At 52.7% G+C, this 20,681-nt stretch carries 18 protein-coding genes; 7 read left to right on the top strand and 11 right to left on the bottom strand.

Annotated elements, in window-relative coordinates; translation table 11 throughout:
- The first annotated feature begins 4 nt into the window (after nucleotides 1-4).
- From rfbA to KUL97_RS13770, 5 genes are all read left to right on the top strand, one after another.
- Nucleotides 5-898 carry a glucose-1-phosphate thymidylyltransferase RfbA gene (rfbA, locus tag KUL97_RS10720; protein WP_217796969.1) on the top strand — a complete coding sequence of 298 codons (894 nt, stop codon included), beginning with the start codon at nucleotides 5-7 and terminating at the stop codon, nucleotides 896-898.
- Nucleotides 895-1,494 (top strand): dTDP-4-dehydrorhamnose 3,5-epimerase, encoded by a 600-nt coding sequence (rfbC, locus tag KUL97_RS10715; RefSeq protein WP_254896421.1) that lies wholly within the window; start codon nucleotides 895-897, stop codon nucleotides 1,492-1,494. Before rfbA ends, rfbC begins: the two co-directional genes overlap by 4 nt.
- Nucleotides 1,482-2,411, top strand: coding sequence for a dTDP-4-dehydrorhamnose reductase (gene rfbD / locus KUL97_RS10710; RefSeq protein WP_217796968.1), 930 nt, complete (start codon nucleotides 1,482-1,484; stop codon nucleotides 2,409-2,411). Before rfbC ends, rfbD begins: the two co-directional genes overlap by 13 nt.
- A 170-nt stretch (nucleotides 2,412-2,581) precedes the next feature.
- On the top strand, nucleotides 2,582-3,667 hold the full coding sequence (gene rfbB, locus KUL97_RS10705; protein ID WP_217797305.1) for a dTDP-glucose 4,6-dehydratase: 1,086 nt from the start codon (nucleotides 2,582-2,584) through the stop codon (nucleotides 3,665-3,667).
- Entirely contained in the window at nucleotides 3,664-4,926 is a 1,263-nt protein-coding gene (locus tag KUL97_RS13770; protein ID WP_254896420.1) for a glycosyltransferase family 2 protein, read from the top strand. Before rfbB ends, KUL97_RS13770 begins: the two co-directional genes overlap by 4 nt.
- 76 nt (nucleotides 4,927-5,002) lie before the next feature.
- Here the strand turns inward: KUL97_RS13770 and KUL97_RS10695 are convergent, their stop codons facing one another.
- The 5 genes from KUL97_RS10695 to KUL97_RS10675 form a co-directional block, all read right to left on the bottom strand.
- The gene (locus KUL97_RS10695; protein ID WP_217796967.1) at nucleotides 5,003-5,767 is read right to left on the bottom strand and encodes a hypothetical protein; all 765 of its coding nucleotides are present in this window, start codon (nucleotides 5,765-5,767) and stop codon (nucleotides 5,003-5,005) included.
- Nucleotides 5,768-6,105: 338 nt separating this feature from the next.
- Nucleotides 6,106-8,157, bottom strand: a complete 2,052-nt coding sequence (locus tag KUL97_RS10690) for a glycosyltransferase (protein ID WP_217796966.1) — start codon at nucleotides 8,155-8,157, stop codon at nucleotides 6,106-6,108.
- A 167-nt stretch (nucleotides 8,158-8,324) separates the two neighbouring features.
- The gene (locus KUL97_RS10685) at nucleotides 8,325-9,938 is read right to left on the bottom strand and encodes a glycosyltransferase family 2 protein (protein WP_217796965.1); all 1,614 of its coding nucleotides are present in this window, start codon (nucleotides 9,936-9,938) and stop codon (nucleotides 8,325-8,327) included.
- Between the two features lie 349 nt (nucleotides 9,939-10,287).
- Nucleotides 10,288-11,532: a glycosyltransferase gene (locus tag KUL97_RS10680; protein ID WP_217796964.1), complete on the bottom strand. Its 1,245-nt coding sequence runs from the start codon at nucleotides 11,530-11,532 to the stop codon at nucleotides 10,288-10,290.
- A 657-nt stretch (nucleotides 11,533-12,189) separates the two neighbouring features.
- The gene (locus KUL97_RS10675; RefSeq protein WP_217796963.1) at nucleotides 12,190-13,038 is read right to left on the bottom strand and encodes an FKBP-type peptidyl-prolyl cis-trans isomerase; all 849 of its coding nucleotides are present in this window, start codon (nucleotides 13,036-13,038) and stop codon (nucleotides 12,190-12,192) included.
- A 185-nt stretch (nucleotides 13,039-13,223) separates the two neighbouring features.
- Between KUL97_RS10675 and KUL97_RS10670 the strand changes: the two genes are divergently transcribed.
- On the top strand, nucleotides 13,224-13,961 hold the full coding sequence (locus KUL97_RS10670) for an FkbM family methyltransferase (protein ID WP_217796962.1): 738 nt from the start codon (nucleotides 13,224-13,226) through the stop codon (nucleotides 13,959-13,961).
- A 324-nt stretch (nucleotides 13,962-14,285) separates the two neighbouring features.
- Here KUL97_RS10670 and KUL97_RS10665 read toward each other — a convergent pair whose 3' ends face one another.
- Both KUL97_RS10665 and mgtE read right to left on the bottom strand, forming a co-directional pair.
- Nucleotides 14,286-15,275 carry an RpoD/SigA family RNA polymerase sigma factor gene (locus KUL97_RS10665; protein WP_217796961.1) on the bottom strand — a complete coding sequence of 330 codons (990 nt, stop codon included), beginning with the start codon at nucleotides 15,273-15,275 and terminating at the stop codon, nucleotides 14,286-14,288.
- Nucleotides 15,276-15,360: 85 nt separating this feature from the next.
- Nucleotides 15,361-16,770: a magnesium transporter gene (gene mgtE, locus KUL97_RS10660; RefSeq protein WP_217796960.1), complete on the bottom strand. Its 1,410-nt coding sequence runs from the start codon at nucleotides 16,768-16,770 to the stop codon at nucleotides 15,361-15,363.
- Nucleotides 16,771-16,857: 87 nt separating this feature from the next.
- Between mgtE and KUL97_RS10655 the strand changes: the two genes are divergently transcribed.
- Nucleotides 16,858-17,328: a glutathione peroxidase gene (locus tag KUL97_RS10655; protein ID WP_217796959.1), complete on the top strand. Its 471-nt coding sequence runs from the start codon at nucleotides 16,858-16,860 to the stop codon at nucleotides 17,326-17,328.
- Between the two features lie 138 nt (nucleotides 17,329-17,466).
- Here KUL97_RS10655 and KUL97_RS10650 read toward each other — a convergent pair whose 3' ends face one another.
- From KUL97_RS10650 to gyrB, 4 genes are read right to left on the bottom strand one after another with little or no spacing between them, the layout of a single operon-like run.
- Nucleotides 17,467-17,883, bottom strand: a complete 417-nt coding sequence (locus tag KUL97_RS10650; RefSeq protein ID WP_217796958.1) for a CrcB family protein — start codon at nucleotides 17,881-17,883, stop codon at nucleotides 17,467-17,469.
- Nucleotides 17,876-18,238 (bottom strand): CrcB family protein, encoded by a 363-nt coding sequence (locus KUL97_RS10645; RefSeq protein ID WP_217796957.1) that lies wholly within the window; start codon nucleotides 18,236-18,238, stop codon nucleotides 17,876-17,878. The genes KUL97_RS10650 and KUL97_RS10645 overlap by 8 nt, the downstream gene beginning before the upstream one ends.
- Before the next feature lie 3 nt (nucleotides 18,239-18,241).
- A complete protein-coding gene (locus KUL97_RS10640; RefSeq protein WP_368656144.1) occupies nucleotides 18,242-18,562 on the bottom strand; it encodes an SH3 domain-containing protein in 321 nt (106 codons plus the stop codon).
- 12 nt (nucleotides 18,563-18,574) lie between these two features.
- Nucleotides 18,575-20,536: a DNA topoisomerase (ATP-hydrolyzing) subunit B gene (gene gyrB, locus KUL97_RS10635; protein WP_217796955.1), complete on the bottom strand. Its 1,962-nt coding sequence runs from the start codon at nucleotides 20,534-20,536 to the stop codon at nucleotides 18,575-18,577.
- Nucleotides 20,537-20,681: the final 145 nt, after the last annotated feature.

The following is a 20,681-nucleotide window of genomic DNA, read 5'->3' as shown; positions in this document are numbered from 1 at the left end:
AAACGTGCATTCACGTAAGGGCATCATCCTGGCTGGCGGAAGTGGCAGTCGCTTGCATCCGATCACCCAGGCGGTGAGCAAGCAGTTGTTGCCGGTTTATGACAAACCAATGATCTATTACCCGCTCAGCACATTGATGCTGGCTGGTATTCGAGAGATCCTGATCATCACCACCCCTGTTGATCAGCCTGCCTTCAGACGCCTGTTATCGGATGGTGCAGATTGGGGGATCCAGATTGAATACGCCACGCAATCCAGTCCTGATGGTCTGGTCCAGGCGTTTCTGATCGGAGCTGATTTCCTCAAAGACGCACCAGCTGCACTTGTTTTGGGAGACAATCTCTTTCACGGGGATGCCAAGTTGGGGCGAAGCATCACCGCGTCCTCCGGTGCATCTGTTTTTGCCTACCCAGTTCGGGATCCAGAGCGTTATGGCGTTGTGGAGTTTGATCAGTATGGCCGTGTCCTAAGTATTGAAGAAAAACCTGCTAAGCCCAAGTCTCGTTATGCTGTAACAGGTTTGTATTTTTACGATTCATCGGTTGTTGAGCGAGCCAGATGTGTTACTCCTTCCGCCCGAGGAGAATTGGAAATCACTGATTTAAATCGTCTTTACTTGGATGATGGGCTATTGCAAGTTGAATTAATGGGTCGCGGAATGGCTTGGCTGGATACCGGAACGTGTGATTCACTCCATGAGGCATCAAGCTATATTCGAACTCTGGAGCATCGCCAGAGCTTGAAAGTTGGTTGTCCTGAAGAAGTGGCGTGGCGCCAGGGCTGGATTTCTTCGGGTCAACTTGAGATGTTGGCTCAGCCACTTCGCAAAAGCGGATATGGAGACTATCTCCTTCAGTTGCTGGACAAGAATCACCAAGGCCTGGAGGTCATGCCTTGACGTACGCTCAAAGACTGATCACAGCTCAAGGCGTCACGTTGGAGGGGCCCTTGTTGATCAAGCCAAAGGTTTTTGCCGATGAGCGTGGCTTCTTTTTTGAGAGCTGGAATGATAATATTTTTCGTCAGATCCTTGACCAAGAAGGACAAGTCATTCCAAGATTTGTCCAAGATAATCACTCTCGCTCAAGTCAGGGTGTGCTGAGGGGTCTTCATTACCAACTGCCGCCTCATCCCCAGGGAAAGCTCGTACGTTGTGTTGTTGGTGAGATCTTTGATGTAGCGGTTGATTTGCGTCGCCAGTCACCAACCTTCTCTCAGTGGGTTGGGGTGCGTTTAAATGCCTCGAATCAAGACCAGCTTTGGGTTCCGGCTGGTTTTGCCCATGGGTTTCTTACCTTGAGTGATCATGCTGAAGTCCTCTACAAAACCACTGATTATTGGTCTCGTGACTGTGAGCGATCAATCCGTTGGGATGATCCGCAGATCGGCATCCAATGGCCAAGCTTTGTTCAAAATGTTTCCGAGATGAAGCCCTTGTTGTCGCAAAAAGATGCGCAGGCACCATTTCTTATTGATCAGCCATGCGTGTTCTGATTACTGGTGCCACTGGGCAACTTGGGCGAGCCCTGTTGCGTCATCAGCCCACACATCTTTCTGGTACGACCGTTGAGTGCATCGCGACAAGTCGAAATGGGGGAGATGGTTCACTCTCTCTTGATCTGTCAGATTCGGAGGCCTGTCGTGCTGTTGTGCGTGATTATCAACCGCACTGGGTGTTGAATGCTGGTGCTTACACGGCCGTTGATCAAGCAGAAGCTGAGCCAGATTTGGCCTACGCCATTAATGCTGGTGCGCCCGCAGCATTTGCAGATGTCTTGCAGGGTTATGGAGGTCGTTTGCTGCAGATCAGTACAGATTTCGTGTTTAATGGTGACCAGAACGTTCCCTATCGACCCGAGCAGCTAACCAGCCCTCTTGGCTCGTATGGGGTCAGTAAGGCCGCGGGTGAGCAAGCGGTTCTCAATCGTTTGGGTCAGAAGGGGTTGGCTGTGATTTTGAGAACCAGCTGGGTTTATGGTCCAGTTGGGCGCAATTTCTTATTGACGATGTTGCGGTTGCATGCCGAGCGAGCCGCTGAGGGCCGACCGTTATCGGTCGTGTCGGATCAATTTGGCAGTCCAACGGCAACAGATGGTCTGGCTGTGGCCTGTTGGCGTGTTCTGCAGCGGCAATCCGAGGAAGCACAGGCGTTACCCTCGATTCTCCATTGGAGCGATGCCGGCATCACCACTTGGTATGAGTTTGCTGTCGCGATTGGTGAAATGGCCGTGGATTGCGGCCTGCTCACTCAGGCTGCCGACGTTTGTCCGATACCTAGTTCTGCTTACCCCACACCAGCAAAAAGACCACCCTATTCGGTGCTCGACTGTGGGATGACCTCAGCTGTCCTGGGCATAGCACCTCACGACTGGCGCGAGTCTCTTGCAGATGTGCTACGCCATATGGTCTGATGAAAAGTGTGCCATCATTTAAAACGTTTAGATCAAGGTCTGATGAGGTTGGACCCGATCAAGATGAACCGGCGTCTCGATTGTTGTCAGGCTTGACCTTGGATTCAATCCCTTTCCTACACTTGAGCAGCTGAGGTCCCGAATTGGTTCAGAATTTTTTGCCGCAGAGCATGCGTCGGGTGTTGGTGACTGGAGGGGCTGGTTTTATTGGCGGAGCTCTGGTGCGCCGCCTGTTGGCTGATTCAGAAGCTGAGGTCTTCAACCTTGACAAGCTTGGTTATGCCAGTGATCTCAGCAGTATTGGCACCCATCCCCGTCACCATCTCCTTCGTGTCGATTTGGCTGATGCGACCAACACCGCTGATGCTGTGCGCGCTGCTGATCCCGACCTGGTGATGCATTTGGCGGCCGAGAGCCATGTTGATCGATCCATAGATGGACCCGCTGCTTTTATCGAGAGCAATGTGAGTGGCACCTTCAACCTGCTCCAGGCCGCACGCGATCACTATGAGCATCTTTCCCGTCAGCGGCGAGATGGCTTTCGTTTCCACCACATCAGTACCGACGAGGTGTTTGGCTCTTTGGGGGCCACAGGTCGCTTCTCGGAGGTCACGCCATACGATCCCCGAAGTCCTTATTCGGCCAGTAAGGCGGCTAGCGATCATCTGGTGTGTGCCTGGCATCACACCTATGGCTTGCCGGTGGTCCTCACCAACTGTTCCAACAACTATGGCCCTTGGCAGTTTCCTGAGAAATTAATCCCTGTTGTCATTCTCAAGGCCGTTGCCGGAGAGCCGATCCCTCTCTATGGAGACGGAGCCAATGTACGCGACTGGCTCTACGTGGAAGACCACGTGGAGGCGCTGCTTTTGGCCGCCACTCGTGGACGGCTTGGGGAGAGTTACTGCGTGGGCGGTGCCGGTGATCATGGAAGTCCCAGTGAACGCACCAATCGTGAGGTGGTGGAGGTGATCTGCGCACTGATGGATCAGCTGCGACCCCACGGTGCTCCGCACGCTCGCTTGATCACTCGTGTGAGTGATCGGCCAGGCCATGATCGTCGTTATGCCATTGATGCCAGCAAGGTCACAGCTGAGTTGGGCTGGAAGCCACGGCACAGCTTTGAGCAGGGTCTAGAGCACACTGTGCGTTGGTATCTTGAGAATCTTGATTGGTGCCAACAGGTGCGTGATCGTGCGTGCTATGGCGGCGAGCGCATCGGTATGCAGGCCTCTGCGGGCATGGCAGCCGGATGAAACGGGCTTGGCCATTGCTTTGGGTCAACGTCGGACTAGATCTCGGAGCGCTCCTGTTGGGCGTTTGTCTAGTTCCTCGGCTGCGCCATCACAATCTTGCGCTTGTGTTTCAGGCGGATGTTGCGGCTTTTGCCCTGGGTTTTTTGCTGCTGGCCTGGTTTTTTGGGGGCTATTCCTACCTGGGATGGCCCTGGATGCCTTACCGGCAGCTGTTGCAGCGATGGTCGCTTGTGGTGGGTAGCTCCCTTGGTATGGCTGCTCTGTTGGGTTGGTTGCTGCATGCGCAGTCCACAGTTGTTTGGCCCTACCGCAGCACGCTGCTGATTCCGGGCTTGGTGTTGGCTGTGTGCGGCCTCTTAACGCGGCGCTGGCTGCAACCAATGGCACGGCTTCAGGCAGCGCAGCGACAAGCTCAAACCAGATTGGGTCGGGTGCGCTCCAACCCAGATGCCTCAATGGATCAGCCTGTGCATGCATCACAACGCCAGCTTCTCCTGATGTTTGTGGCTTATCACCCCTCGCGCTTCGAGGTTCAGCAGCTTCAAGACTGCTTGTCACAGTTGTCGCCGCAGGTCGGCTACGCCGTGGTGGTCAATGATCATCAGCCCGGTGAGCCGGTGGATGCACTAGCAACCTGCGCTGACCTATTTCTCACCAATTTTGATAATCCTGGATATGGCCGTGCTGTTAACCGGCTTGTGACGCGATTCGGTCAACTTCCTCCTTATATCGGAGTACTCAACATTGATCTTTCATGGCAGCCAGGTACTTTTGAACAGTTGCTTGGCTGGTTGCAGCAGCATCCGCAGGTGAATCTTGCGGTGCCGCAGATCCTGGATGAAAACAACATCTGCCAGAAGCTTTGCAAGCACCACCCCACGGTTCTGGGTCTTTTGAGTCGTCGTTTCTTGCCTACCTGGCTCAAGCCCACCTGGCTAAAACGTTATGACCGCTGGTATATGATGGCTGATCACAACTATCAGGATGTGTTCGATGTGCCCTACTTGAGTGGTTGCTGCATGTTGATCCGCAGCGAGGCCTTTCGTCGCATAGGTGGATTCGATGAACGATACTTTCTTTATCTAGAAGATGCCGATCTTACCCGAAGCCTGGCTCGATTCGGCCGTTGCGTTCACCTGCCGGTCGCTGCTGTGATTCACGGCTGGGGTCGTGGTAACTATCGTAATTTAGGCCTAATGGTTGTTAATCTTGCCAGCGCTTGGCACTACTTCCGAAAATGGGGCTGGCAACTCTGGTGAAAGAAAAACCAATGCTGTTTTGAGATCGGATATATAAGTCTAATTCTCTCTTGATGCCAGTCATTCGGTTTATTCTCTATCCATTGTCGATCAACATCGATAATGGATAGCCGTCTAAAGGTTGGTGCTTCCACTGGTTCATAAAAGAGGTAAAGGAAGGATGAGCATGTTCAATCATTAGAAAATTACTGCAATCAATAGATGGCTTAAAAATGGAAAAGTATTTTACAACAGTAAGTGTTGCAGCTGTTTCGAGAGGGCTGATGAAACCATCTATTGGAAGCTCCTGCTTAGATAGAATCTCTTTTTGTGATCTACTAACAACAAAAAGTCCTGAATGAGGATTCTCGGGGATATCAAAACTTATATTTGTTTCTCCGCGATAAACTCCCCTTCCAGAATTCTGTTTTGGCTCGTAAAACTTTCGAATCAACGCAGGTCTCAGAGGTCCATCAATGAGTAGCCTCCCGACATTACGTCGAAAAATCGGTTCATATCGATGGGGCATTAAGCAAAATCTACCTTTCGTATGGCCTAGAAACCAAGCCTGCTTATCAAAAAACTCAGCATCAGTGATGACTAAGTCATCTTCTAGGTAGGCATATAGATCATAATTGTCATTGTCCTTGCTGTTTCGTAGTAGCCAATCACGTGTAGTGATTGGAAGGATCTTAGGATCGTCTAGTTCAAACGTCTTGATTGTGACAAAATCGCTAAATTCTTCTAGTATTTCATCGATAACATCGACTCCATTGGTGCAAATAGTAATTTCGATCTGAATGTCATCAGGAAGTATCTTCCTATCAGCTATTGCATAATGCTCAATGGCCTGTTCATTCATGTTAAATAAACAGTTTTTTCGAGTGCGCTGTAGGTTAATGAGTGAGCCGAGGCACCTGCCAAAGCTGAGAAGTCTGGTGATGCGCGCCGTTTGACGCGTTGACCCATACCCCTTCTTATTGTCTGAAGGTTTAAAATAATGCGGAATACAAATTGCTATTCTGCTCATTCTAGCCTCGGTACCAGAGCGAAAATTTTAACTGTGACATGGAGAAAGCTTTTCATTTTATACTGCGAACCTAAACAAAAAAGGATTGACACAGGAGGGATTGAGGCCGTCTTCATTGTAGATCACAGATTCGAGAAAATAGCCTTTAAGAAGCATAGAACTAGAGTTGATCATGGCCTAATGCGATCTTTTCGACTGGATTGTTTTTGTAAAGCTTGTTTGTAGGCACATATATACTGGTCCATCATATGCTCCCAAGAAAACTTCTGGGCTGCGGCACGAGCACGCAACCTGTACTCTTCAAGGCTTGTCTTGCTATCGATAACACTTTGGATTGATTCAGCAATATCTTCTGGGTGGCAATAACCTGTGCGAATCGGGATTAGCCCGCCAGCCAAGCCGTAATCTGAGGCAAGCATCTTCGCGATATCACCGAGATCGGATGCCACATACGGTGTTCCAACGAGTAACGATTCAATCAGTGTAAGGGGTTGGCTTTCACCCTGAAAAAAGCTTGGAAGTAGGCCTATATCAGATCCTGCAAAAATGCTACATGCATCGGGACAAAAACCCACGAAGTGAATAAATGGTAAGTGTCTATACCGCTCAGACAGAAAAGTGTGCATTGGCCCATCACCCACTAAAAGCAAATCAATCTCATACGAAAACTGATCATGCAGTATACAGATAGCTTTAATGGCTTCTTCCCACCCTTTCTCTTTAATTGCTCGGCTAACGAGACTAACAACTACACTGGTCTGACTAATCCCTAACGCAGAACGCTCAAATGCTTGAACATCTTCAATCCTAGTAGAATTTCCAATGTGCATCAAGCTTTCTTCACTAAATCCTGCCTTGTTAAGAGCGGCATGATTGGTATGAGAGACATATGTTGCAACACGAACTGAATTTTCGAGCAGTTTGCCAATGCGTTTGAGTTCGTGCTCGTCCATGTAGTCATACATGCCATGCGACGTTATCACTTGAGCTACATCCTTAAAGTCGCCTATCAGTTCTGCTATTGTTGTATCCACCCAAGCATGATGGGTATGAGCAATATTGATTGAGAAGTGAGCAATGATCTGACCAAGATCCTGTAGCCTTCCCAGTGTAAGAACCGGTATTCCTGGGTTAATCATGTCTAGAACATCAGTCTGAGTTGTTCTCTGATTGCAATTCAGAATAGCAACAGTATAGCCCCTGTCTTTTAGCCCATTGGCTAGCCTAATGGGAAATATTTCTCCTCCCCCTGCTACTAGCGCGTATGTAACGACCAATATGTTAAACGGACCCTCTATTGTGGCGAGTTGGTCAACATCAGCTTTTGTATTGATCGGCATTTTGCTCGCTGAGCTTTGTAGCCATCGTTTCTTGAGTTCATGCTGAATTGAATTGATGCAAGCAGGCTGCAATGCAAACTGCGAGACAATCCATTGTGCAACGATTAAGTGCTCATCAAAGTATTGAGGTTTGCCGTGCAGAGCTATTGAGCTATTAGACCGATGCTGCCGATAATAGTTAATTGCCAGTGGTGTGTATGCGACCATGCCTCCACGCGCTAAATCGAGATAAAAGAGCCAGTCACCACAGACTTTCAATGACTGCCACCATGTCTCTTTTCTGATGCTTTTATTAGCGGGTCTTCTAAATATGCATCCACTTGCATTCGGGATAATATTATGGTTGCACCAAATTCTCGAAACCAGCCGCTGCGTAGTTTCAGTAAACGGCATCGTCCAGAATCTTGATCCAAGACTTGGCAAATACTGCTCAAGCGACCATACTTCTTGTTTCCCATCATATGATATAAAGCTACTTCTCCCAATGCCAATCATCACGCCACGATTCTGGAAGCACGGAACCAGACTCTCGAGAAAGTTAAGTTCACAATAGTCATCTGATTCTGCTATCCATATTAACTCGCCGTGAGATTCATCGATACCTTTCGACCACTGGCTAAATGGTGCACCCGTATTCGCTTCGTTGATGATTAACCGCGTCTTGTCTGAGTGGCGGCGATGGAAGTCGGTAAGAATCTCCTTGCTTCCGTCAGTTGAGCCATCATCAAGGAGAATAACCTCGATATTCTGATATGTCTGATTGATAATTGAGTCTAAGCGTTCCCGCAAGAACTCGGCATGATTAAAGCATGGAACAATAATGCTAACGAGAGGATTCCATGGATCTGTTTCCGGATTTGACAAATCAAATATTCCGGGCATCCATTGCCAGGCATTTCGATAAATAAGACTCTTTGCTCTAATTAATCTCCGCCTTAGACTGAAGAAAACTGCATTATGAACACCTGGCCATCTGGGGTAAATCCATTTGAATGACTTACTCCTAATCTGCTTCATTAGTCGTTTTGATCTATGTGGTAAATCCAACATCAGCCCAGTCCTCCTTCTGCAGAGCCGCTAGCTGTTGACAATGCAAGCCATGGATGTCTTTGTTTGAGCATACGGCTTGTCTCCCGAACGAAGCGATTCGTCTGACTTCGCAGCATTGAGTCTGAATGTTCTGAGTAGGTTGCAAGGATTTGAGGACAGATGACTCCAAAATAATCTTTGGATATCAAGCTGCACCAAAAGTCATAGTCTTCCCAGCCATGAGGAAGGTGCTGATATCCACCTACATCTTCCCATGCCGATCTTCGAACTAAAGCCATCGCATCAACGTGGTTTGCTTTTTCGAACAATCTTCGTTGCCAGCTGTGATGTGATAAGAGACTTGCCTCACTATTGCAACTATTATCTCTTATGACTTCGATTAATGGATGAACGACGGCTAATTTCTCAAGACTTGAGTCGGCTAAAGATAGGCATTGAACAATCGCTTTAGGATACAGCGTATTGTCGGCATCTAGGACAAAGCACCACTCTGTTGTTGCCCAACTAAATGCTGTATTTCTAGCTGCAGCAAGTCCCCCATTCTCATGATGTTGAAGCAATGTTGCTCTGTTGAAGGCCCGTTGATGTTTTGCTATCCAATCACGAACAAGCTCTTCTCCGCCATCAGTTGAGCCGTCATCAACGACGATCACATCTAAGGCTACATCCTCCTGATCTCTAACAGTTTCAAGAGCATGTATGACGGTTTGACTGTAATTGTACAGACTAATGCAAACCGTTGCATCGGCTTCAAGTGCGTTCTGCTGATATTCGCTAAGTATTCTGACAGCTGGAGTGGGTGTAGCAGGTAGTCTAGCCGGCTTGCATCCTTGTTCTCGCCAATGGATTTCTCTGATGAGTTCCTCAGGATGAATTGGGTCGATAAATCCGTGAACCTGACCTCCAAAAGCCTGCATGAGGCACTTAAATCCTGCCTTGCGTATTTCGTGGTCGGTAGGATTCAGCCTGACAACTCTGATGTCACTAGTTAACAAGCCCGCTATCCAAGCGGCTAAGAATCTTGCTTGTTGCCAGGTCTCCGTGACGATTTCGTCAAAACCTGGAATTGCCAACAAAGGTGGTTTCACTAAATTGACCCATCGAAGCTCTTGGCTCCGGCCAAGACAAATCACCTGGCCTACCGCTGCTAGATGGCTTGGCTTTGCCAATCCCATGCTTGCTGCTGCATCAGTCTCTTGATCTGCCAGCCAGCCGTTATGGCTGCCTAGTCCGTGTTGAAGAGACAGCAACTGTGCGTTGACTCCTAGCCTCCTGAGCAGCTCAACCCTTTTCTCATCGACGTCGTAGACCCTAAGCGCATGAGCTAGTTCCAAAAGCTGATAGATCTGATCCTGACCCTGGCTACATGGAGCGATGGCTTCAAACTGCACTACAAGGACAGGCCAGCGCTTGGCATCATTATCGTTGGTATCATGCTCAGCAACGATTGTTTCATTTCTTAGCCCAAGCTGGTGTAACCAAGCATGCAGCTGCCAATCATTAAGGTTGAGTCCAAGGCTCAGGATGCGGATTTCTGTTGGTATTTCGGTTTGATCATCTATTATGTTTAGCTTCTTGTATAGCTCGCAGAACCAATGTGTTTCCGCGGCCATCAATTCATCAAGCTGCCTTAGCGATATCCCCTCTCTAGTCCATCTGTTCAAAAGTATTTCCGCTAGACGCTCATTACCCTTGCTTAGCGCTCTGGCTGCCGCACCCCAAGGATGACAGTTGGCGATATGCCGATTAATGCGTCTTTTCCATCGATTGGGTTCTGCAGCACGCCACAGGGGATCGTAAGGACAAGGTTTAAACACGCTAATGAGAAGCTACTTCATCATACTCTAGAACTTGCCGATCAACCAAAGGCCTGAATGCACTTTAGCCTCAGGTTCTTAGTAAGCTCAATCTTCTCATTGCTAATCACGTCCAGGTTTTGATGCTCTTCTCCATCTTTACTGTCTATTCTATCCCTCCTGCGGCAACCAGCGAAATAAGCCCTAGTTGTCGAGGCAGACATCTAGTTAAGCTATATTGCTCTAGAATCGTTGCTCTAGCGTTGCTTCCTAGCTGAGCAGATAGCTCTGGATTATTCAATAACTTCTCCACCTTTTCAGAAAGCCCCATGCTGTCAAAGAAGTCAGTGATTAGGCCATTGAGTCCGTCCTCTATTACTTCTGTCACTGGAGGCGTATTTGAACCAATTACTGGAGCGCCGCAACTCATCGCTTCGAGCATGCTCCAACTTAGTACGAATGGGTAAGTCAGGTAAACATGCGCCTTTGTAATTTTCATCAATGACATATAGTCTTCATAGGCAAGGGCACCTGTGAATATGACGTTGTCTTCATTATATTCACCCTTTATCTCATCTAAAAATACGTCTTTCCACTCTCCATCTTTGCATGGGCTACCATATGAAACACCCTCTTGACGTCCTACCAGAAGGATCTTGGCATTTGGACATTTCTGCTGAATATGAGGAATCGCTCTTATCATTGTGTGACACCCCCGATATGGTTCAAGTCTACGATTGACGAAGCTAACAATCTGATCTTTTTCTGTGAGGATATTATTGTTAGGTAGTCTTAATGAGACTTGTTCCCCTGCGGCTATTGGTTTCGCAACATCTGTATCAATGCCGTCATGAATCACACTCATCTTTTTGCGAATATGTCTAGGGAAGGTACTCTTTTGGAATCTTGTAGGGGTGACCGACCAAGTTGCCACTTCTGCATTAATCAACTGATTAGCCGTTTTCATTCTGACTTTTGAAGTGTCTTCCCATGTAGGCTTCATTTGAAGTTCACTATCAAAGTCAAAGTCAAACCCATAGGCATGGTAGTAAAACTCTTGGTAACAAAGGACCGGTACTTCTGGCCATACCTCCTTTAGGAAAAGCATCTCTCCCCATCCAGGGTGTCCGCAAATAATATTAGGCGTAAACCCCTTTTCTTTAAGAGTATGAGCGGCCCTTGCGCAGCATTCTCCTCTTATTACTTTCGTTTCTAAGTCAGTAAGCCAAGGATGGAGACCCTTTTGATTGCCTCTCGTAATTCCATAGCGGACCTGAATAACGCCGTCTATTTGGTATTCAGGCTTTTCAATCGATAAAGAAACAAGCTGATGATTACCTTGTTTTGCAAGTTCCCTAGCTATATGTAGATATTGCCCGGGGAAATTCTGATGTATGAATAAGATTTTCATGTTGCCCAGCCTGCTTTTGCAACTCTACCATGCCAGCTCTACTGCATAGTTGTCTAAATGCTATGCTGAATCAATTCAGTTCTACTTCAAATCTGTTGATCGAATACCAATAACTCCAGACTACGCATGATCATGCCGAGTCCTTGTTAGATTACATTTCTCCATACATAAGGAATTTCATGCCCCTGCCCCTTTGCGCGCACAGTTTGTGCCACTGGCCTGAGCGTCCACATCGCTATGGGCTATAGTGTGATGGTTGGCTGGGGCCATCCATTTGTGAGGAGTTCAACGAGGTAGACGTGACAGACGCCAGCTTCTTCGCTAGTATCCGTCCGTAAACCTGGAACGCAACTAGGTTCACAAAGCTGCCTTCCGGCAGCTTTTTTTTGTTTTTTCATCCCCTGGCCAGCCCTCGTCTCACATCTTCTGCACTCGAGGAGGACCACCTTTATCAATAAGGCGAGAAATAGAGAAGAAAATCATATCTTATCCATTTGTCTAAAATAAATTCAGCGTCACTTGCAACTATGCACCCCCGGCGCTCCAATGACCCATCTAAATATCCGTCTGTCTTGTATTCGAGAATGGAAGCCAATGCTTCTGTATTTGTCCCATACTGTATTTCTTTTCACAGAACTTGCTGTCATCATTAAGTCTTCAGATGATAAATGCCGAGAATCCAATCCGAGGACTGCCTACTAGTTCAATCTGTATGTCGCTCTTCTTATTGCCGTCAAGATCAATATTCACAATCCCTTTGCTATACTGAATTTCTCCTGCTTTACCAGTTAGTTTTTGATTTCTAATATACGTAAACTCGATATCCTCGCCAACCTCTGTTAAATCAATTCGATCGTTCTTGCTGAAACCCGCAATAATATCGCGGCTCTTTTTGCTGGGCAGCGAATCCTGAATTGTTTCATAGCTGAAAATATCTGCGCCTTTGGTTGATATTAGTACGTCGCCAGATAGGCCTCCGGCAATAACATTTGACCCACCAAGTCCAGTAAGAAGATCTTTCCCGGGAGTGCCGATTATGGTCTCGTTGGTATCGAGGCCAATTTTGGCTGCTGAAATGCGTTTAGTAATCTTCTTGTTTAAACCATATTTGGAAAGACTAATCCCTAAGTCTTCCAGGCCATATGCGACGGCTGGACTGGCGTTCCCGTCGCTATAGCCAACCACTTCCACTGTAAAAACCAGAGTGGAATTGGCTGGTATTCCAGGCCTCTCCGTGCTTCCATAGGCGAGCTCGGGGGGGATCTCCAGTTTGATCACTTGACCAAGCGCTGCTCCTTCAAGACCTTTTTCCCAGCCTTGGATCACTTGTCCTGCCCCCAGAACAAATGAGAAGAAATCACGGCCCTCTACCGGCTCAAGAGTGCTGAAATTAAAGTTGCCGTCAAATAAATCACCGTTGGTCAGTCTCCCTTCGTAGCGAACAAAGACCTTATCCCCGGATTGAATCTTTACGCCCGTGCTTGCTCGAAGTAATTCTCGCTGCATGCGATGTCAATGCATATTCATTACTCTAGCATAGGCGTACACGTCCTTCTCTAAACGACAGCTTCTTGGAGGATTTCCAGAACTAATCTCAATCGATCATTAGCGGGTTCTCTCGCATTCTACGCGCAGGGCTCGCCAGTTGGGCACGGTAAATACCATAATATATTCATGTTGCTTTGCCTGGCGTGAGCCTGCTTCACTCCTCTTCGAGAGTTATCTTTGATATCGGCAGTAATAATGGTGATGACATTCCTTACTACCTTCTTAAGGCAGAACGTGTTGTTGCCGTTGAGGCTAATCCTGCCTTGTGCGATGCAATCGCGACACGCTTCTCGGACCAGATCTCAAGCGGGAGGCTGATTGTCGAGAATGCTGCACTCATTAATGGATCCGAAGGCTGTGTTGATTTCTTTATCCATAACAAATACCATGTGCTAAGCTCTCTTTCGAAGACAGCTTTCCCTGATTCCGACTTCGCCAAAATCGAAGTCCGCGCGACCAATATTCACCGCCTCGTTGAGCAATACGGCTCGCCCTTCTATGCAAAGATTGATGTTGAGGGGGCTGATGAAGCTGTCCTTGAGTCATTCCATGAATCTGCAGTGAAGCCACCTTATATCTCGGCAGAGTCTCATAAGCTCGGTGTATTTGCTTTGCTATCCGAGAAACTGGGCTATCAATCTTTTAAACTTGTCGATGGTCGTTCAGTTAGTACTGTCTATAAGCACGTTATTATTCCATCCCCAGTTCGGCAGCAAATGGTCGCTTACTCATTTCCTCATCATTCAGCAGGCCCCTTTGGCAATGACATTTACGGAGAGTGGATGGATAAAGCAACATTGCTCAAGGTCCTTGCGTTGCAAGGTCTCGGTTGGCGTGATATTCATGCCTCGGCCATCGATCGACCTACTCTGAGTTATTAGTCACCGAGTCATTTTTCTGCGCCTTATTTGGTGCATCTTCTTCATTCTTGCATTGATGCTGATGATTAGATGGCGTGCTTCTGAGTCAGGACCTCCTTGTCATTTCCTATTCGACCTCCTGTGCTTTGTCTGATGCAGACCCGCACGGATGCATTCCTGCTGTGTGCGCATGAGAGATGCGCCCTAAGCAGCCATGATACGCTTTTATTGAAACTCCGTATCGACTTTGCTTTTAACTACCTTGGGGTCTGGGTGCACATATATTCCGCTCGCTTGAGATCGAAGCCTTTATTTCGGTCCACTTCTTAGCTTTTGTAATGCTCGCTATGCTGCAACGTAAGCTTTCACGTTTTCGCTGAGTCGCTTCAATCCTGCTAATCCATCACGTTCAAGGTTACGAACTCGATCTCGACTCATTCCCAGCACTCGCCCAATACCCGTAAGACTCATCGGCTCATCTGGGTCCGGTACGTCTGGGCAAGGGATTCCATAACGCATCTTCAAAACCCGGCCTTGTAGCTCCGGCAGCTGATCAAGCAGATCGCGCATGTCGCTGCGCAGGCACTCGCCATCCACCAGCTCCTCCGGCTGGCTGCCGTCGGCCGCTAGGAGATCCAGCAATTCGGTGTCATCGCCGTCGCCCACCTTCGTTTCCAGGCTCACCGGCTGGCGAGCGCGGCAGAGCAGATCCTTCACCTCCTCCTCCGGCAGTTCCACGAACTCCGCGAGCTCCGTCACCGTGGGGGTGCGGCCCAGCTCCTGGCTCAGTTCGCGCTGGCCTTTCTTGAGCTTGTTGAGGGTTTCGGTGATGTGGATCGGCAGGCGGATCGTGCGGCTTTTCTCCGCAATCGCCCGTGTGATGCCCTGGCGGATCCACCAGTAGGCATAGGTGGAGAACTTGTAGCCGCGGGTGGGGTCGAACTTCTCCACACCACGCACCAGGCCGATGGTTCCCTCCTGGATCAGATCCAGGAGTTCCATGTTCCGCTTGGTGTATTTCTTCGCCACGCTCACCACCAGCCGCAGGTTGGCGGCCACCATCCGCTCCTTGGCCCGCTGGCCGCTGCGCAGGCGCTTCTTGAGCTGCTGGGGGGTGAGCTGAGCGGCTTGGGCAAGCTGCTCGTGATCGGGTTTAGCGCCACCGGCGCGCATTTCCAACTCCTGCTCCAGCTCCTCGAGGGCCACCAGTTCCTGAACCTGGCGGCCCAGAGTGATCTCCTGCTCATGGGAGAGCAGCGGCACCCGGCCGATATCGCGGAGGTAGGAGCGCACCAGATCGGTGCTTAGCCCCGAGGCATCGACAGCAACGACCACGACCAACCGTGTGAACTCATGTAAAGCCTACCCTGAAGAAGTGTGAAGTGTCTCTCAGGAAGCTCGCGAAACCCTTGGCATGGCCTCAGCTCCCGCTTCGGCTCAGCAGCCAGCTTGCGGTCTGCAGGTAGATGAACACGCCGGCGACGTCCGTGGCGGTGGCGATGAACGGTGCCGACATCAGCGCTGGATCTAAGCCCAGGCGGTTGAACAGCAGCGGAAGGGCGGCGCCGGCGGTGGCTGCCAGCGTGGTGATCGCCACCAGGCTGATGCCGGCCGCACTGGCCACCAGCCAGTTGCCGCCGCTCACATAGCCCGACCAAGGCACCACCACCAGCATCATCAACAGCCCCAGCAGTGCCCCGGCGATCGCTTCCCGCCCGATCGCCTTCGCTGGCCCCAGGCTCTGGATCCGCTGGGTGCTGAGGCCGCGGATCACAACCGTGGAGCTCTGAGCGCCCACATTGCCGCCAGTGCCGATCAGCAGGGGGATAAAGGCCGCCAGCACCACCACCTGCTTGAGCACCCCATCCATCGAGGCGATCACCGCGGCGGTGCCGCTGTTGGCCAGGAGCAGCACCAACAACCACAGCACCCGTCGTCGGGCCACGCTGAACAGGTTGCTCTGGAAATAGTCGTCTTCATCGCCGGCCTGCACGGCACCAGCGGCGTAGAGGTCTCGGGTGGCCTCCTGCTGGATCACGTCGATCACGTCATCCACAGTGACGATCCCCACCAGCCGCTGCTCGCGGTCCACCACCGGCACGGCGAGGAAGTCGTAGCGCTGGATCACGCGCGCCACTTCTTCTTGGTCGGTGTCCGTACCCACGCTCACCACCTCGCGGGTCATCACATCGCCCACCCGCTCCTCCGGGTCGGCCACCACCAGATCCCGCAACGAGAGGATGCCGGTGAGATGGCGCGAGCCATCTGTGACGTAGAGGGCGTAGATCGTTTCGGTGTCGCGGGCGCGGCGACGCACGATCGTGAGCGCCTGGGCGACGCTGTGGAATTCCTTGAGGTCGATGAACTCCGTGGTCATCAACCGGCCGGCGGTTTCCGGCTCGTAGCCGAGCAGCTGGGCGGTCACGCGCCGCTCCGCCGGGCTCAGTTCCGCCAGCAGCCGGCGCACGACCTTGGCCGGCAGTTCATCAAACAGATCCACCCGGTCATCGGGTGACATCTCCTCCACCAGCTCCAGCACCTCACTGGAGCGCAAGCGCTCGAGCAGCGACTGCTGCACGCTGGGCTCGAGGTATTCGTAGACCTCGATCGCTTCATTTTTAGGAAGCAGGCGGAAGGCGAGCGCCTGCAAGGTGCGCGGCAACCCGCCGATCGCCTCGGCGATGTCCACCTCCTGCACGGGCTGCAGCAGAAGCTTCACGCCGTCGTAATTCCCGGCCTCGAGGAGCGCCTTGAGCTGTTGGGTGAGCACCTCAGCCAGCACCGCTCCGTTGGTGGGCGTAACACTGGCGGCTGCAGACGCCTCGCTCATCGCTCCGGTGCTGCGGCCACCCGAGTTTATGGGCTGATGTCGCTAAGGTCCGGCCTTCTCGAACACCCGCTCGGGCGGGCAGATCCGATGGCGATCAACGTGAGCGATGTGGTGGTGAGCACCGCCGCCGGAGTGCACCAGAAGCTTGGTGCCCTCGATGGCCAGGTGCGCCTGATTGTGAACGTGGCCAGCCGCTGCGGCTTCACCCGCCAGTACGCCGGTCTGCAGGCCCTGCAGGACTCGTACGGCAGTCAGGGCTTCTCGGTGCTGGCCTTCCCCTGCAACGACTTTGGCGCCCAGGAGCCCGGCAGCGTGGAAGAAATCCAACAGTTCTGCTCCACTACATACGGCGTGAACTTCCCCATCTACGCCAAGGTGGCGATCAGCGCCGCTCCCTTCGACACGCTGGTTCAAAGCGAGCCCGCCGGCCCTGTGGCCTGGAACTTCGAGAAGTTCCTGGTGGGTAAGGACGGCACCGTGATCGCTCGCTTCAAGAGCGGCGTGGAGCCCGAGTCGGCCGAGCTGAAGAGCGCGATCGAAGCAGCACTGGCGGCCTGATCTGAAACTGCCTTGGCCCAAGGACCGGGACCATTGCAGCAGCAACTGTCCAGAATCTCGTACAGACCGCACGGAATTCTGGACAGTTGCTTGAACCTGCACGGATGCCAAAGCAGGATCAAAAGGCTCTCCAGCTGATCAGTCGAGCCGAGATCGGAACACCGATCGGCTCAACGCCAAGCCAGCCGCAGCGCAGGCAATCCCGAGCACCAGGCTGACGGCGATCAACACCAGGCCCCAGGCGGGCTTTCCCGCCTGAATCAGCTTGGCCACATCCAACATCCAGCTGCTGAAGGTGGTGAGGCAGCCACAGAAGCCGATCCCGAGCAACAGCACCAGGCTCGTGCGGCGGGGAATCGGACCGGCCAGAAAGCCGAGGATGAACGCACCCACCAGATTCACCAGCAGATCGGCGCCGGCACTGCCACCCAGATGCGGCCCAAGCTGAACACCGCTCTGCCAGCGCAACCAGGCGCCAGGAACAGCGCCGAGGCCGACCAGTAAGAGCTCTCTGAGCTCAAAGCTCAGGCGCCGGGCTTCAAGCTGATCAGCCACCGATCACCATCCCGGCTGCCACAGCCAACAGGCCTGCCGCCACCGAGCCGCCCATCAACCAAAGCGCCTGCCGGCGTTGGCCAACCAGCCACGACTGCAACAGCTCAGCCGCGAAGGTGGAAAACGTGCTGAGGCTGCCGAGGAAGCCTGTCGCAAGCAGCAAGCCGATCTGTTGATCGGGTCCGCAGCGTCCCGCCAGGGCCGCAATCAAACCGAGCGCGAAGCAAGCCGTGACATTCACGCCAAAGGTGGCCCAGTGCTTGCGGGGCACCATGGGCTCGAAGTGGTTCACCAGGCGGAAACGCAGCCAGGCGCCGGGCACGGCGCCGATCGCCACCAGAACGGCGTCGCGCATCAGTCAGGCAACAGCGAGCCAGCCGCGCTGCTCGCCTGCTTCCACCTGCAGCCACTGGTCTCCGGCCTGATCGCGCCAGCTGCGCATCACCCGGAGGGGTTGATCGGGATGAACCTCGGCGAGGGCTGGAGCCTGTAGATCCGGCGCGGCCTGAAGAGCCTGGCAACCGGTACTGAGCAGAGGCTCACCGGCGTTGCGGCGTCGCACGTCGGGCAGGCGTCGATCAGCTCCGCCAGCAGGTAGTGAGACTGGCGCGAACAAGGCAAAAGCGAGTACAGCTCCCCAGCGCCAAGCGCTGAAGCGCTGATCCACGGAGGGCAGCACCGAATGCCCCACTCAGATATCCAGCTGCGCCAGATCGAGCTCAGCGCTGTGGGTTTCGATGAACTCGCGGCGGGGGGCCACCTTGTCGCCCATCAGGATCGTGAAAATGCGATCGGCTTCGGCGGCATCTTCGATCTCCACGCGCTTCATCGTGCGGGTGGTGGGATCCATCGTGGTTTCCCACAGCTGCTGAGGCATCATTTCGCCCAAGCCCTTAAAGCGTTGGATGGTGTAATTGGCCTTCTCGCCGAAGCCCTCCACCACGCGCTTGAGATCACCTTCGTTGTAGCAATAGCTGTGGTTTTTGCCGCGCTCCACTTTGTAAAGGGGCGGGCAGGCAATGTAGATGTAACCGCCTTCCACAAGCGCCTTCTGATAGCGATAGAAGAAGGTGAGCAGAAGGGTACGGATGTGAGCTCCGTCCACGTCGGCATCGGTCATGATCACGATGCGGTGGTAGCGGAGGTTCTTTTCGTCGAACTCTTCCCCTTTGATGCCCAAACCGAGAGCCGTGATCAGCGCCTGGATCTCGGTGTTCTTATAAATTTTGGCGTCGTCGGTCTTCTCGATGTTGAGAATTTTGCCGCGCAGGGGCAGGATCGCCTGGAAGCGGCGATCGCGGCCCTGCTTGGCGGAGCCACCGGCGGAATCACCCTCCACAATGTAGATCTCGGATTCACCAGGATCGCGGGAGGAGCAATCGGCCAACTTGCCGGGCAGGGTTGAGCTCTCCAGCACACTCTTGCGTCGCACAAGCTCGCGGGCGCGGCGAGCGGCTTCAGCAGCGTTGAACGCCTGGATGGCCTTCTCGAGGATCAGATCGATCACCGAGGGGTTGAACTCCAGGTATTCACTGAGGGCCTCACCCACCAGTGAATCCACAATGCCGCGCACCTCGGTGTTGCCGAGCTTGGTTTTGGTTTGGCCCTCAAACTCGGGCTCGGGCACCTTCACCGACAGCACCGCGGTGAGACCTTCGCGGATGTTTTCGCCGGCAAGATTGGCGTCAGCGTCTTTGCGCTTGCCGCGCTTCTTGGCGAAGGCATTGAGGGTGCGGGTGAGGACCGTTTTCAAGCCTTCAATGTGGGTGCCGCCATCCACCGTGCGGATGTTATTGGCGAAACCAAAGATATTGTCGGAGTAGGCATCCACGCACCACTGCAGCGCCGCCTCCACCTGAACTCCGTCTTTTTCGGAGTTCACATAGATGATGTCGGGGTGGAGGGCATCCTTCTCCGCGTTCATATAGGCAACGTATTCCTTGATGCCGCCTTCGTAGTGGTAGATCTCCTCGTGGGCCGCGCCTTCGGCGTTGCGCGCCGCGGGGCGCTCATCGCGGAACACGATGCGCACACCACCATTGAGGTAGGCGAGCTCGCGCAGACGCGCCGAGAGGGTGTGGTAATCGAACTCGATGCCGCCCGTGAAAATCTCGATGTCGGGCTTGAAGCACACCGAGGTGCCGGTGAGGGTGGCATCGGCGGAGGGCTTGGAGGCGAGCGAACCGATCGGAGCACCGCGCTCGAACCGCTGCAGGTGCTCCTGCCCTTGGCGGTGAACCGTCACCTCCACCCATTCGGAGAGGGCGTTCACCACCGACACGCCCACGCCGTGCAAGCCGCCCGACACCTTGTAACCGCCGGCGCCGAACTTGCCGCCGGCGTGCAGCACGGTGAGCACCGTTTCCAGGGCGCTCTTGCCGGTGCGGGGGTGCACGTCGGTGGGGATGCCGCGGCCGTTGTCGGTGACGGCGCAGCTGCCGTCCTCATTGAGGACGACGAGAATTTCGTTGCAGTGGCCGGCAAGCGCCTCGTCGACCGAGTTGTCGACCACCTCGTACACGAGGTGGTGCAAGCCCCGCGGCCCGGTGGAGCCGATGTACATGCCCGGGCGTTTGCGCACCGGCTCCAGGCCTTCCAGCACCTGGATCTGCTCGGCGCCGTAGGCGGCCTGAACTTTGGTGGCTTCGCTCATGGGATCCGGCGGGGGCACGTCTTCCTGCCGCAAGAGCCCGTTGGCAAGCGCGGCAAGGGGCAGGGAGGCGCGCAAAGGCCGTGCCTGAAGGCCCAATCTACCACCGATGCAATAGAGGCGCTTCTGGCTGCCCCTCCGCGCGCTT

It is taken from the genome of Synechococcus sp. HK05 (genome assembly GCF_019104765.1).
Lineage (GTDB): Bacteria > Cyanobacteriota > Cyanobacteriia > PCC-6307 > Cyanobiaceae > Vulcanococcus.
This window is presented reverse-complemented; position numbering and strand designations above follow the sequence as displayed.

Coding starts and splice junctions, on each gene's coding strand:
- rfbD (WP_217796968.1), top strand. CDS start 1,482: ATGCGTGTTCTGATTACTGGTGCCACTGGGCAACTTGGGCGAGCCCTG.
- rfbB (WP_217797305.1), top strand. CDS start 2,582: ATGCGTCGGGTGTTGGTGACTGGAGGGGCTGGTTTTATTGGCGGAGCT.
- KUL97_RS13770 (WP_254896420.1), top strand. CDS start 3,664: ATGAAACGGGCTTGGCCATTGCTTTGGGTCAACGTCGGACTAGATCTC.
- KUL97_RS10695 (WP_217796967.1), bottom strand. CDS start 5,767: ATGAATGAACAGGCCATTGAGCATTATGCAATAGCTGATAGGAAGATA.
- KUL97_RS10690 (WP_217796966.1), bottom strand. CDS start 8,157: ATGCCCGGAATATTTGATTTGTCAAATCCGGAAACAGATCCATGGAAT.
- KUL97_RS10685 (WP_217796965.1), bottom strand. CDS start 9,938: ATGGCCGCGGAAACACATTGGTTCTGCGAGCTATACAAGAAGCTAAAC.
- KUL97_RS10680 (WP_217796964.1), bottom strand. CDS start 11,532: ATGAAAATCTTATTCATACATCAGAATTTCCCCGGGCAATATCTACAT.
- KUL97_RS10675 (WP_217796963.1), bottom strand. CDS start 13,038: ATGCAGCGAGAATTACTTCGAGCAAGCACGGGCGTAAAGATTCAATCC.
- mgtE (WP_217796960.1), bottom strand. CDS start 16,770: ATGAGCGAGGCGTCTGCAGCCGCCAGTGTTACGCCCACCAACGGAGCG.
- KUL97_RS10655 (WP_217796959.1), top strand. CDS start 16,858: ATGGCGATCAACGTGAGCGATGTGGTGGTGAGCACCGCCGCCGGAGTG.
- KUL97_RS10645 (WP_217796957.1), bottom strand. CDS start 18,238: ATGCGCGACGCCGTTCTGGTGGCGATCGGCGCCGTGCCCGGCGCCTGG.
- gyrB (WP_217796955.1), bottom strand. CDS start 20,536: ATGAGCGAAGCCACCAAAGTTCAGGCCGCCTACGGCGCCGAGCAGATC.